The sequence below is a fragment of the Verrucomicrobium sp. GAS474 genome (genome assembly GCF_900105685.1).
Lineage (GTDB): Bacteria > Verrucomicrobiota > Verrucomicrobiia > Methylacidiphilales > GAS474 > GAS474.
Window position 1 is genome coordinate 3479496 of the sequence record NZ_LT629781.1, and the last position, 13078, is coordinate 3492573.

Sequence of the window (13078 nt, forward strand, 5' to 3'; positions counted from 1 at the left end):
GCGGCATTCCTCCTGTCCATGACAAAGCCCGTTCTCCTCCTCCTCGCAGCTTGGTCAACAGCTCTCCTGCCCTTGAGCGCCCAGGATGCCACCCCCGTCTGGCCTCCCGTCACCGAAACCCAGAAGCCGTGGGCGTTCTGGTGGTGGATGGGGAGCGCGGTCGACAAGGAGAATCTGACCCGGGAACTGACGCGCTATCGGGATGCCGGAATGGGCGGGGTCCAGATCATTCCCATCTACGGGGCGAAGGGATCGGAAGGCAGCTACATCCCGTTCCTCAGCCCGCAATGGATCGGGATGCTCCAGTACACCGTCGCCGAAGGAAAGCGGCTCGGCCTGGGCATCGACATGACGCTCGGATCGGGTTGGTGCTTCGGCGGGCCGGGCGTCACCAAGGAGGAGGCCTCGGCCAAGATCGACTTCAAACAGCTCTTGGCGGCGAACGGCGATTCCTCCGCCGTCCGCACGCAGCCGAGCGACAAGGTGAAGCGCGCCGGCCCCGGCGGCGAGGGCTGGATGATCAATCCCTTCTACGGCAAGGCGATGGACGATTACCTCAAGACCTTCGACGGCCCCCTCGGCAGCCTGGGCGACCTCAAACCCCGAGCCGTCCACCAGGATTCCTACGAGTACTTCGGCGCGAACTGGAGCCCCGATTTCCCGGAAGCCTTCGAGAAACGCCGGGGGTATCGCTTCCAGGACGAGCTACCGGCCCTGCTCACCACACCGTCCGACGACCATGCCTCCCGCGTCCGCTCCGATTACCGCGAGACCCTCTCCGACCTGATGTGCGAGGTCACCATGCCGAAGTGGGTCTCCTGGTCACACGATCACGGCTTCCTTGCCCGCTATCAGGCCCACGGAGCCCCCGCGAACCTGCTCGACCTCTACGCCCTCGCCGACATCCCGGAGACGGAGATGTTCAACAAAGCCCGGAACCGGCTCTTCTCGAAGTTCGCCTCCTCGGCCGCGCACGTGGGAGGGCATCCCCTCTGCTCGGGCGAGACCGGAACCTGGCTCGCCGAGCACTTCACCGAAACTCTGGCCGACATGAAAAACCTCGTCGACGACATGTTCCTCTCCGGCATCAACCACATCGTCTACCACGGAGTCTGCTACTCCCCCGACGAGGTCGCCTGGCCCGGCTGGGTCTTCTATGCCTCCACCGAGATGAACCCGCGCAACTCGATCTGGCACGACGTGGGGACACTCAACGCCTACATCACGCGCTGCCAATCGGTCCTCCAGGCAGGCCAGCCGGACGGCGATCTTCTCCTCTATTGGCCGGTCTACGACGCCTGGAGCGAAGCGGGCAAGAGCCTCGTCCATCCGTTTGCCGTCGACGACAAGACGATCTTCGAAGGCCAATCCTTCGGACGGGCCGCGGCGAAGCTCTACGAGCGGGGCTATCAGTTCGACTACGTTTCCGACCGGCAGATCGCGCGCCTCCAGACGGAGAAAGGCCGCATCGCGATCGGCGACGTCCGCTATCGGGCCCTCGTCGTTCCGAAGTGCAAGCTCATGCCCGAAGGAACGTTGGAAACCCTCCTCGATCTCGCCCGCAAAGGCGCCACGGTGATCTTCGAGGAGCAATTGCCCGAAGACGTGCCGGGATGGACACGCCTCGACGAACGGCGCGAAAAGCTCCGCACTCTGACGGCGGCGGCCCGCGGGCTCTCGGGCAAAGTCGTCGTCGGCCCCTTGCTGGCCTCCCTCGAGGGAGCGGGCGTGCCGCGTGAATTCCTGTGCGACCAGCCAGGCCTTCAATATGTGCGGCGCGCGCTTCCCGACGGGGTGTTCTACTTCATCTCCAACAAGGGAAACCAGGCCGTCGACGGATGGATTTCCCTCGCGAAGCACGCCGAGGTCGCCTACCGCTTCGACCCGATGAGCGGCGCCATCGGATCGATCCCGATCCGTGCCAGGGAAACGGACCTCTCCGAAGTCTATCTCCAACTCGCGCCAGGAGAATCGACGCTGGTCCGCCTCTTCTCCGAACGCAGGCCCGACGGCCCCAGCGCCGCTCTATGGCGCTCCACCGCCACGCCCGTGCCCTTGACGGGCACCTGGCACGTCCGCTTCCTGACCGGGGGCCCGGAACTTCCTCCGCCCTTCGATATGGATACCCTCGCCTCCTGGACCCAGAATGGAGGCGACACTGCACGGGCATTCGACGGCACAGCCCTCTATACTCTGACTTGGGATGCGCCTACGGGCATGGGCACCACAGCCCGCCTCGACCTCGGAAAGGTCTGCCAAAGCGCGCGCGTGCGCCTCAACGGACAGGAAATGGGAACGCTGATCGCGCCCCCCTTCCAAATCGTGATCGGTCCCCTCTTGCCGAAAGGCAATGTCCTCGAGATCGAAGTCACGAACACCTCGGCCAACCGAATCAGCGACCTCGACCGCCGAGGCGTCGCCTGGCATGAGTTCAACGATATCGGCGTCGTCGGCACCAACTACAAGCCTTTCAACGCTTCGAAGTGGCCCCTCGCCGACTCGGGGCTTTTAGGTCCGGTGACGCTCACTCCGGTGGCACCCCTTCTTCCCGCGAGCACGCCATCCGCCCCTTGATGTCTCCTCAATGGAGGGGCGGCTCAAAGGGAACGGCGGTCGAGCGGAAAATCACCGTATTCTCCGCCGCCACCTGCTCGAACTCGACATCGGCGTCGAAGGCATCGTTCACCGACAGGAGGGGAATCTTGTCGGCGGAGAACGATTCGAAGACATCCTTCGACGCGTTCCCCTGGTTCACCCCCTTGGGAGGGACCTTGTTCTTCTGCTTCGGCGGAGCGAGCGTCTCGGAGTAATGGAGTGCGATGCAGTTCAGATCCTTGTCGTAATAGGCGTCCGTATTGATCTGGTTCATCGTCCGCTGATAATCGGCATAGTGCTTCTCCGGGCTCTTTGGCCTCTTGTCTTCGGGAAGGCAAAACGCATCGAGCTGATCGTGAGAAAAGCGGACGTAGACATGCCACGGCGCATCGGCCTGCGTCAGGTCGACGAAGAAATCATGCTCATGGTTCAGCGGATGCTCGTCGTGAAAATTCCGGACATGTCCCTTCACGCGGATAGGCTTGGAGGAGAGCCTTTCCACGGCGCCCTGCTCCTCCTTCTGAAAGAGCTTCACCACATCATCGGCCTGGATCACCTCTTTACCCTGGGCTGGCGGAAGCACCCCTTTTCCCGCAGGAACCGGATGAATTTCTGCTCGGAGAGACTCAGTTCCGATAACAAGGCAGAGCACGGATAACATGAAGGCAAAGGCGATTCGCGACATTTCATTCAACGATGGGGTGTTGGAACCATAGGCCGTCCCCCTTGAGATACGGTATAGTTATTGCAATATTTTACAATAATTTACCGCAATTCGTCTATCGAAATGTGTCGTGAAATACTTCGTCAGTTACCACTCGCCTGCGGCTCGTTCCCGTAAAAAACCCCGTTGATCTTCACGTTGTCGAATTTCAAGCCGCTCACCCTCTTCGTGATCACATCGGGAGTCTTCAGGGTGATGTCGATATTCTTGAACGTGACATTCTGGACCGTGCTTTTCTCCGGCCCATCGATCTGACCAAAGCTTTTCAAGGTTCCGGTGATATCGGAAAGCGTAACGTCAGAAACCCATTGGCTCGGCGCAGGCTTTCCCTGCAAGTCGAAGAACTGCGTCCAGCCCTTGATTTGGATCAATTGAACCGCCGGATTGTCGATCGTGATGTTGCGGACGACGATGCCTTCGTAATGCTGTTCCGTGTCGGGACGAAGCTTGAGCGAGACAAGGCAATTCTTCTCCTTTCCCGCAATTTTGCAGTTTTCCATCACCACATTGCGTACCGTCGTCGCCTCGCTGCCGAGGGTGAGCGCCGCGTTCCCCAGCCCGAACGTGCAGTTGGAAATATGGATGTTCTCGTCGGGCAAAATCGTCGGGTCGTCGAGAGCAGTCGGCCCCTTGCTTCCCTTGAGGCAGATGTTGTCGTCGTCCACGGAAATGAAACAACCGTCGATGCTCACATTCTGGCAACTATCGAGATCGATCCCATCGGTGCTCGGCGCTTTAAGCTGTGTACGAATATCGAGCTTCTCGATGTGCACATCCTGGCAGCGGAACAGATGCAAGTTCCAGAAACCCGATTGGCGCAGGGCGATACCGCCGAGGTAGACGTCTTTCGAATCCTGGATGAAGACGTTGCGGGGGCGCTTCACCTCGAGGTTCGTGGCGTCCTTATTGGCCGCGCGCCGTTTCCAGAAGGCGTCCCAGAAAGCTTTTCCCCCGCCCTGGATCGTCCCCTCTCCGTCGATACGGAGATGGTCGGCGTGCGCCGCGTTGACGAGAGCGGGCACCCAGGTCTGGATCTTGCCTTCGATGCGGGTTTCCCCCTCCGGATAGTCGGCGATATCCGTCGATCCCTGAAGCACCGCGCCCTTGTCCAGATGGAGGTTCACGCCGGGCTTCAGAAACAGCGCCCCGGAAAGGAACGTCCCTGCGGGAATCAGGAGCGTCCCTCCTCCGGCGTCCGCGCACTTGTCGATGGCAGACTGGATCGCCAGGGTGTTCAGCGTCTTGCCGTCCCCCACAGCACCGTATTGGACGATGTCGACTCTTTCCGGCGAGGAGGAGGTTTCGGCCCTCCCGCAGGAGAGCAAGACAAGGACAAGGACGAAGAGGGACGAAAAAATCTGTGACATGATAATGACTGGTTATTAAGGCTTCGCCGCCGCGCCGAGGTAATTGCCGTAGCCCACGATCACCGTCGATCCGACAAGGGCAAAGAGGCCGAGGCCGATGAGGAGGTGAGTGCGGAAGCTCGTCCCCTTCCATTCGCGAAGGGCGATTCCCCACAACGTGCTGAAGATGATGATGCTCGCCATGTGGAGCGTCCAACTCGAGAATCCGTAGGCTCCCATGCAGGTCTCTCCCATCGAGTAAAAGAAGAACTGGAGATACCACGTTACTCCGGCGATCGCGGAGAAGACGTAATTGGCCAAGAGCGGCACGTCATGGCCGTGGCCATCCCTGCGGGAAATATAATCACCCCACGTCCGGTTCCTCAGGTTGAGGACGAGGCACCACACACCATTCGTTGCGAAACCGCCCAGGAGCACCACGACAAGGACCGGCAGGTTCCGCCAGAGAGGCCCCGCCCCGTCCTCCGCAAGGTGCTTTGCGGCGATCTCCGCAATCGGCTTTCCCGAGGCGAAGCCGTACGACATGCAGGCGCTCATCACCCCGGAGAAGACCGCCATCCCCAGCCCTTTCGCGAAATGGAACTCCCGGATGGTCCGTCGTTTCTCCTCTTCCGAAAGCTCGCTCTCCTTCGACATCCCGGCGCACCCGCTCACGCCGATCCCGAGAAGGCACACCGCCACCCCGGAGAGAATCCACTGTCCCGAGACCGTATGGGCGATTCGTCCCAAATCCCCGGCCACGAGAGGAGGCATCAGCGTCCCGAACGCGGCGCAGAACCCGAGGGCGATCGCCATCCCAAGCGCGATACCCAGATAGCGCATCGTGAGCCCGAACGTCAGCCCCCCCACCCCCCACAAAGTGCCGAAAAGAAACGACCAACCGACGGCCCCGCCGGGTGCCTCCCTCAGGATCGCGCCGAGATGGGGGACGAGGAGCCACGCGAAGAGCCACGGTGCGACGATCCAACTGAAAAATCCGCCCACGATCCAATAGCTCTCCCATGCCCATTTGCGGACGCCGCGATAGGGAATATAAAAGCTGGCCGAGGCCAGGCCGCCGATCCAATGGAAGATCAGTCCGAGGAGGGGATTGGGAGTCATGAAAAAAGACAAATCTCTACTGTTGGACGACCTCGACTTGCTTATCGAGCACCTTGCCGGTGAGGCGGTCGATCGCGAGGTGGACCCAATAGCGTCGCTCCCCCTCCATGATGAAGTCATCAGCCGACTTCGCGGCAGTTGGATAGCGGCCTGTCTGCGAAACCACATCGATCATAAGATTCCAGACTCGCGTCTGCCCCACGGACGCCAACGGGCGGATCGCCGACTCGCGGAAGCGCTGGATGTTCGTCAGCGAGGGAGAGGCGGTGAAACCGGAGATTGCGCCAATATCGTTGCTGAACCCGTCGAACGCCTGCCCGTTGAAACCGCCCGCGTAGCCGGGGATGTACTTGCCGACCAGCTCGCTGACGTTCTGGAAAGGTCCCTTGTTCGACGCTGAAGAGGTGCTCCGGCTGATCACGGCATTGGCCAGATCCTTCACGAGCGTGGGATCGCTCATCGCGGCGATGGCGCCCGTGGGAGTTGTTGCGAGATGATTGTTCTCGTCGATACAGGCTCCCGAGAACAAGGCCTGGAGGACGGGGGCCTGGCGCGTGTTGAGATCGACCATCCCGGCCACGAGGCCCGCGGGATCGGGCGTGTCGTGGACGCAGAAGATGTCGAGAAGCGCGGCGTCTCCGCTCTCCGGAGTGAAGAAGTCGAGGTTCTTCCAGGGCGTTCCCGAAAAGACATAACCCAACTCGGCGACCGAGGCGAAAGGCCGGTTCAAAACGATCGGTCGACTCTGGCTTTGATTCTGCGCCGGCGTGACATTCACAGCCCCGTTCGCGAGGGTGCTCGCAATCGGCAGGCCGACCGTCGTGGCGGCCGGCGTCCCCCCCGAAGGAACGACATACCCCCCCATGGCGCGCCGAAGGACGCCGTCCGGATCCTGGTAGTAGGAGGCCGAACCGCCGCCGCCGGAGGTGGCGCCCGAGGTGCTCTTGCCGTCGTCGAGGGCCGTCGGGAGGTTTTGGGCGTAGAGGCCGGAACGGAAATAGGTGCTGCTACCGAACCAATTGATGCTCCCGCCCCTCGACATCTTGCCGTAACTGGCCGAAGCTGAACCGTAGGGCACCCCGTAGCCCGCATTGACTCCGGGGCGGGTGCTCAGGAGGATGCCGTTGGCCGTGTCGATCCAATCGGTGCGGGTATTGCCCACACCGTTGACCCCGCTCGCATACATCCCCGCCGGAGAGGAGAAGCGGCTGCTGCGGGGATCGACGAAGCCCGTCCACATGCAATCGGCGCCATACGTATAGATCGGCGGAAGGAGCGACCCCTGTGTCGCCGCATTCCGGTTGCCAACGGCCGTGCCCCCGCTGTTTCTAAGGCTCCCGACGGCTGTACCACTCCCGAAGGGAGTCAGGGTTTGAAGCATGGCATAAGGGGAACCCGAAACGAACTTCATGTCGTAGGTCAGCCAGGAACCGGCGGGATCCGCATTGCCGTTGTTGATGTTCGGATTGCTGCATTGCAGCCGCATTGTCATCGGGACAAGGCCTCCCCCCAACCCATTGGCGCTGGCCAGTGGAGCCCAGCTCCGATAGACATTGCCGTCGGCCACCCACTCGACGGGATAGAGGCCGATGACGAACCCGGTGAAGTTGGCGTTCGGATTGATCGCGGGCGCGGCGCTCTGGTTGAGAGGATCGGGCGTTTCGCAGCGGAGTCCTCCCGCCGAGGCATCGTACACGGCCTGCCCTGCGGCGTTCTTCAGGAGAAGCAGATCGGGATCGGACGCAATGTTCATCTTCAGGTTGCTTCCGCTGACGTTCACCTGTCCCAGCATCGTCGGCTCGCGGAACATCGTCGTCGCGGCGGCCGAAGTCGAGCCGGAGGCCGGGATTGTGAAATTCAACGTGACGTTCGAGCCCTTCGTTGTATTGGGAGATTGGATGACGAACCCCGTCGCCTTACCCGCGTTGCCGTTGAACGCCCGGGACATCGTCGCGCCTCCCCGGCTTTGCTTGAATTGGGTGGTATCGATGGTCGTGAACGAACTGTAGGAAGAATAGACGTCGACCGTGTCGGACCCGGCGGCGGCGGAGCCAATGTAGTTCGTCGGCTCCGTCTCGACGATCCCCGAGGGATAGATGCTGTCGGCCGTGACCCGGAAGTCGGCGGGAGAGGGATACCCGGGGGAGGTATTCACGTCGTGCGGATTCCAGACGTCGGGGATCATCATCAACGCGACGACGCCGGTATCGCTCACCGTGTTGCCCGAAATCGAGGTCGCCACCGCATAATTGACTGCTGTGGAGCCGTTGCTCGTGATCTTGTTCGCGTCCGGGCTCTCCATCCGCATCTTGAGCATGCCGTAATGGAACCGGTAGAGGTAGGGGAGGTTCTTCACGCCGCGAAATTCGGTCGCCACATCCCCGGAGACGCTGCCGCTGTCGTCGAAGACGATGCGGGGAGGATAGGCGTCGAGGGTTGCCTGGGCGATGATGTTGGCACCGATCTGGAGGATGGCGTAATCGAGGGAGCCATCGAGCTGGCTCTGGACGTAGAGGGGATCGTACTGATAGCTGGTCCCGTTGCGCGCCTTGGCCAGCGTCGGATTGGCGGCCACCTTCGCCTTCGATCCGGCGGAAACCGTTGCCTTGATCAGTTCGAAGAAATCGGGATCGCGGGCTTGGCTCCCCAGGGCGGCAATGTCCTTGAGAAGCTGGATCGAGCGCTTGCTCCCCGCCGTGGGAGACCCCGTGGTGTTGTGGTAGTCGTAGAACCACTTGTGTTGGCTGTCGGCCGGATCGACTTTCCACTCGAGACCGAAGTATTTCTTGATGTTCGCCGGTCCTCCCTGCTTCAGGAAGGTGGGCGCGAATCCGTAGGTCTCCTCCAACGTTGCGATCATCGTCGTAATTCCGGAATCACTCGCCGGATTGAGGTTGCCGTTGTCGTCCGCGATCGGTCCGGCATAGGTGATCCAGACCAGACGATCGAGGGCGAAGCGCTTCTTGACGAGGGCATCGCCCACCGAAGCCGTGCTGCCGTCGTTGCGAGTAAACGTCCCCGACGCCGCCACCTGGGGAAAGATCGGGTTGATCGACTTGTCGAGGCCGTAACCGGTATTGCCCCCGCTTACCGCGGACAACGCTACCGTGGGAGCCGACGTGCTCAGCACTGGATTCGAGGTCGGGGGGATGTAGCTGGGCTGGCTCACACCCCGGCTGAACGTCCCGAGGTAACGGAGGGCGTTCTGGGTCGCGCTGAGGGAATTCCCGCCGACCTTGGCGATCTGAGTCGCGAAATTGAGAAGCTGCTGGCGGCTGACGAAGACGTGGTCGGTCGTCCCCGCCGGAGCCGTTCCGACCGGGGAAGCATTGAGGAAGCCGCTTCCGTTGCGGTTGGCCCAAACGAAGAAGTTGGTGTAAACGGCGCTCGAAGCCGTCAGGGCGAAACTGCTGGGGCCGCTACCCGAGGAGAGGAGCGTGCCGCTGTTCCGCCATGCCGCAAGCTGGTCGATCTGCTTTTGATTGAGCCCAGTCTGGGTCAGGTCGGCATAGGCGAGCGAACTTTTCAGGTCGACCTGGTTCTTGATGCCATAGCCGGTCGTCGGCTGATTGGTGACGACGGAGGGATAGCCGGCCACATTGGCGTCGAGAAGGCCTCCTTCATTGTAGACAACGTAGGCATAGCGGCCAACGACTGCCGCCGTGTCGGCGGCCGAGGAAGTCCGGATCAGGTCGGAGTTCCACGCCGTGGGATTACTACCGGAGCGATCGACCAGGATCCAGTCGGGGGCGGTGAAATTTTTCGGCGTGAAGTCGGTGGAGGAACCGGAGGTCGCCTTGGCCATAAGGAGTGGCTTGTTCCATGCGCTCAGCGAAAGCGCGTGCCCGTTGCGGGCGGCATTCGTGGTAGAGGCGGCGATCGCCCGGGAGGCTCCACCGGAATAGAAGGACAGGCCGGATTTGCTCACCTTCACGACGTTCTCGAGGCCCGAACCGACGATCGTCGCGCTCGTGTAGCCGGGGACAGCCAAGGCCGGGATGGCGTTCGCCGCCTTGGAGGGAAGATAGAGGATGGCCGTCCCGGCACTGGGACTGAGCGTCTTCGATCCCGCCACGATCTCGCTCTTCAGGTCGCCGATGATGCGGTTCACCGCGCCGTCGGCGAGGATCTCGGCCGAGGTCTGGCTGGAACTGCTCTTGGAGACCTGCCGCTGGAGCTGGCTGATCGAGAAAAAGGCGAGGACGACGCCGACCAGCAACGCCATGAAGGAGAGGACGACCACCAGGGCCACGCCGCGCTCCCGACCGAGCACAGGCGGGAAAGCCTTCGGATTTTGCGAACAAGGCATCGATTTCATGGAGTGGGAGTGCGGGTGTGCAGGTAGAAATGCCGCTCGTAGACCCGGATCGCCCCGGCGATCCGGACAGGCAGGCCGGACGAAGTGGCAAACGAGCCCGACTGAATCACGTCGGTCCATTTCTGGGCAGGCAGGAGCGGCGACGACTGGCCGAGATCGGAGGTCCCGATGTCGGGCAAGGCTTTCGCCGCGGCGAGGAGATCGAGCTTCATCGAATGGATGATCCCGAGGCTCGCGTTGTCGAGCCCCGCGACAGTGACGACGACGGCGGAAACGTCACCCCAGCCCAGGGGCGTCCAGACGGCACTCCCCGACGTCGCGTCCGTGCAGATGTAGCCACGATAACCTGTCGAATCATACCAACGGGAACCTCCGGCATAGCCGGAGCCCGAATCGGAGGAACTCGTCGGCGCCCCCTTCTGGGAAGCGTAAAACGGGCTCGATCCCCATCCCGAGGGCGTCTTCTGAAGCACCGGGATCGTCGAGTAGGTGCCGTCCCGCAACAGGTAACAGACGGAAAAACGGAAGACCCCGGCGCCGATCTGTTGGTAGAGGGTCGAGGAAGCGCCCTTCCAGGCGGCGAGGTCGGGATTCGTGGAGGGGGAAAGGGTGCTGTTCGGGAGCGGCTCGAAATTGAAAACTCCGCCGGAGGTGCTCCCCTTGGGCGTCAGGAAGACCATTCCGCTGCCGCCGGAGCCCGAGGCACTCCAGCCGACCGCGGACCCGCACCGCTCCAGGGAGTTGTAATTCGCGCTGGCCGAGGACGTATTGACGCGATACCCAACGAGGGAGACGCCGCAGGAAGCGCCCGCCGAGGCGTCGGCGTAGCCCGGGACCTCCGAGTAGAAGAGCATCTGGGCGTTCCCCGTCTGCGTGGGGAAGTAGGAGTCGACGTCGGAACGCGAGACCATCCGCGCGAGGTCCTGCCCCAGGCAGTCCATGATGAAGCGGGCCTGCTCGTCGATGTCGAGGCGCTTTCGGGAGAGGCCGGCCGCCGCCGTCGTGTTCTGGACCAACTCGGCATTGAGGACCATCAGCAGGACGAAGACCGCCAGCGTGACCAGCATCTCGACCAGCGTGAACCCCCGGCGGCCCGCCAGCTTCGGAAGGCGGGAACGCCGGTCAGGGATTGAGAACCGTGACCACCTCATAACTTCCCGCCTGGCCCGAGGGCCATTGATCGACCGTTTTGATCCCCGGAGCCGGCCATGTGACGAGAATCCGTACCGCGGAGGACTTCAAGAAGGCCACGTCGAGCCGGTATTGGGCGGCTCCCGAGGCGCCGGTGAGACTGGTCGAATACGATCCGTTCGGAAAGACGTAGAGGGTCTGCGGCGCCGCGTCGGAAGAAGAGGCACTCGTCACCTTGAGCTTGAAGCGCCCGGTGATCCCGCTCGAGCCCACCGTCTGGATGTCGGCGACAGCCGCCCGGACGATCCCGGCGGCCTCGGTCTGCGCCACCGTGTCGCGATTCGTGTTCAACCCGATGGGAAGGAGCCCCATGATTCCGATGATGCAAAAGCTGCAAATGCCAAGCGAGAGCGCCAGCTCGACGAGGTTGAAGCCTCGGCTCCCGATGCGGCGATGGCGGCTCCCCACGTTCACGGACATTGACGCACACATCGGGCCCCGTCTTTACATCTGGCCCGGGCGATAGAAACGGACGAACCCGGTGACCCCGTCGACGCGGATGAGGGAACAGTTCGCCGAGACGGTCGCGCTGCTTCCGGTAGCCGGAACCAACCCCACCGCGACGTAATGCGGCACGGTCTGTCCGGTAAGATCGGTGACGACGTTGGCGCCTCCGTTCGGCTTGAACTGGATGACGAGATCGAACGTTCCCACGGGATTGCGTCCCTGTCCGAAGCCGAGGTCCTGCGCCGTGAACGTGGTGAGGGCCGTCGTCGTCGCGGCGTCGAGGCTCGAGAACGTCATGTCGACGTTCGGCAGGTAGGTCTTGATGCTGTCGACGGGGACGAGGCTGACACCTTCGAGGCACTGGAGCTTCGAGAGGCTGACCAGCGAGGGCGTCCACGAACCGTTCTCATATCCCGAAGTGCCGTCGACCGTCGCCGCGACGCTGACGTAGACGCACGAGCCGCTGCCCCGCTTCGCGAGGTCGGCCCCCGAGGGTTTGTAAAACCCGACGTAGACGTAACTGTTGTTGGCCATGGCGTGGGACCGGGCCATCTCCAGGATCGAGACCAAATCGCCGGTGGCCTTGCCCACCGCTTGATTCCGCCCGACGGACGAGAAGGACTGGATCGAGACTACCGCCATCACGCCGATAATGGCAACCACGATAAGCAGTTCGATCAGGCTGAATCCGCCCGATCTCCGCGCTCCCATTCCTCGTCTCTTCCGGCAAAGAGCAGAAACTCGAACCCTCGTGCAGCGATGCGTCGTGGTTTGCATAATTCGACCTTTTTGAAGTCTGCCCTCAGCCTAAAGCAGCAATTCTTGAAAGTCAATTTTATGCCGTAATTTTTTGCAACTTTAATCCTAACTAGTTGATTTTTAAAAACTTTTAAAAAATACACCTATTGCAAATAAGTAGGAATACGAACCATACAACTGCAAATTGACTGAGTAGGAACCCTTAGAAAAGGGAGGCTGCCAGAGAGAAGAGACGCCCCGATGGGGCACAGAATGCAATCAGTCGAGGTGGAAGACCTCAACCAGCGGGCAACTCACCGGACTGTGGTCCGGGTTCGAGGGCATGATCTCGCTCATGTGCGCCCACCATTTGCGGCAGATCGGCGTCTCCGCAATCGCCTTCCATCGCGTCTCATCCTCGATTTCGGCATAACCGAAAAGCTGGCGCGTCTCCGGATGGAGGAAGATCGAGTAATTGCTCACCCCGTGTTGCCGGAGGACTTCCTCCAGTTCGGGCCAGATCGGAGAGTGCCGACGTTCGTACTCGGCCTCGTTCCCCTCCCCCACGGACATGACGAAAGCCTTGCGGAGCATCGG

General features: G+C 61.8%; 9 protein-coding genes. 1 reads left to right on the forward strand and 8 read right to left on the reverse strand.

The window, feature by feature from the left end; all coding sequences use genetic code 11:
• Nucleotides 1-18 precede the first annotated feature (18 nt).
• Entirely contained in the window at nucleotides 19-2574 is a 2556-nt protein-coding gene (locus BLU04_RS14810) for a glycosyl hydrolase (protein ID WP_093287737.1), read from the forward strand.
• 7 nt (nucleotides 2575-2581) lie between these two features.
• Here the strand turns inward: BLU04_RS14810 and BLU04_RS14815 are convergent, their stop codons facing one another.
• The 8 genes from BLU04_RS14815 to rhaM form a co-directional block, all read right to left on the reverse strand.
• Nucleotides 2582-3280 (reverse strand): hypothetical protein, encoded by a 699-nt coding sequence (locus tag BLU04_RS14815; protein WP_157895386.1) that lies wholly within the window; start codon nucleotides 3278-3280, stop codon nucleotides 2582-2584.
• 122 nt (nucleotides 3281-3402) lie between these two features.
• On the reverse strand, nucleotides 3403-4686 hold the full coding sequence (locus BLU04_RS14820) for a glycoside hydrolase family 28 protein (protein WP_093287742.1): 1284 nt from the start codon (nucleotides 4684-4686) through the stop codon (nucleotides 3403-3405).
• A gap of 15 nt (nucleotides 4687-4701) precedes the next feature.
• A complete protein-coding gene (rhaT, locus tag BLU04_RS14825; protein ID WP_093288720.1) occupies nucleotides 4702-5787 on the reverse strand; it encodes an L-rhamnose/proton symporter RhaT in 1086 nt (361 codons plus the stop codon).
• Nucleotides 5788-5803: 16 nt separating this feature from the next.
• The gene (locus BLU04_RS14830) at nucleotides 5804-10060 is read right to left on the reverse strand and encodes a hypothetical protein (protein WP_093287744.1); all 4257 of its coding nucleotides are present in this window, start codon (nucleotides 10058-10060) and stop codon (nucleotides 5804-5806) included.
• Between the two features lie 41 nt (nucleotides 10061-10101).
• Nucleotides 10102-11256, reverse strand: coding sequence for a prepilin-type N-terminal cleavage/methylation domain-containing protein (locus BLU04_RS14835; protein ID WP_093287746.1), 1155 nt, complete (start codon nucleotides 11254-11256; stop codon nucleotides 10102-10104).
• On the reverse strand, nucleotides 11228-11716 hold the full coding sequence (locus BLU04_RS14840) for a hypothetical protein (protein ID WP_093287749.1): 489 nt from the start codon (nucleotides 11714-11716) through the stop codon (nucleotides 11228-11230). The genes BLU04_RS14835 and BLU04_RS14840 overlap by 29 nt, the downstream gene beginning before the upstream one ends.
• Before the next feature lie 24 nt (nucleotides 11717-11740).
• Complete coding sequence (locus tag BLU04_RS14845) at nucleotides 11741-12520, reverse strand: prepilin-type N-terminal cleavage/methylation domain-containing protein (protein WP_093287752.1); 780 nt, start codon at nucleotides 12518-12520, stop codon at nucleotides 11741-11743.
• A 240-nt stretch (nucleotides 12521-12760) separates the two neighbouring features.
• Complete coding sequence (gene rhaM, locus BLU04_RS14850; protein ID WP_093287754.1) at nucleotides 12761-13075, reverse strand: L-rhamnose mutarotase; 315 nt, start codon at nucleotides 13073-13075, stop codon at nucleotides 12761-12763.
• Nucleotides 13076-13078 lie beyond the last annotated feature (3 nt).

Excerpts from the sequence above, each read along its gene's own strand:
- rhaT (WP_093288720.1), bottom strand. The coding sequence starts at position 5,787 with ATGACTCCCAATCCCCTCCTCGGACTGATCTTCCATTGGATCGGCGGC.
- BLU04_RS14810 (WP_093287737.1), top strand. The coding sequence starts at position 19 with ATGACAAAGCCCGTTCTCCTCCTCCTCGCAGCTTGGTCAACAGCTCTC.
- BLU04_RS14835 (WP_093287746.1), bottom strand. The coding sequence starts at position 11,256 with ATGAGGTGGTCACGGTTCTCAATCCCTGACCGGCGTTCCCGCCTTCCG.
- rhaM (WP_093287754.1), bottom strand. The coding sequence starts at position 13,075 with ATGCTCCGCAAGGCTTTCGTCATGTCCGTGGGGGAGGGGAACGAGGCC.
- BLU04_RS14840 (WP_093287749.1), bottom strand. The coding sequence starts at position 11,716 with ATGTCCGTGAACGTGGGGAGCCGCCATCGCCGCATCGGGAGCCGAGGC.
- BLU04_RS14845 (WP_093287752.1), bottom strand. The coding sequence starts at position 12,520 with ATGCAAACCACGACGCATCGCTGCACGAGGGTTCGAGTTTCTGCTCTT.
- BLU04_RS14820 (WP_093287742.1), bottom strand. The coding sequence starts at position 4,686 with ATGTCACAGATTTTTTCGTCCCTCTTCGTCCTTGTCCTTGTCTTGCTC.
- BLU04_RS14815 (WP_157895386.1), bottom strand. The coding sequence starts at position 3,280 with ATGTCGCGAATCGCCTTTGCCTTCATGTTATCCGTGCTCTGCCTTGTT.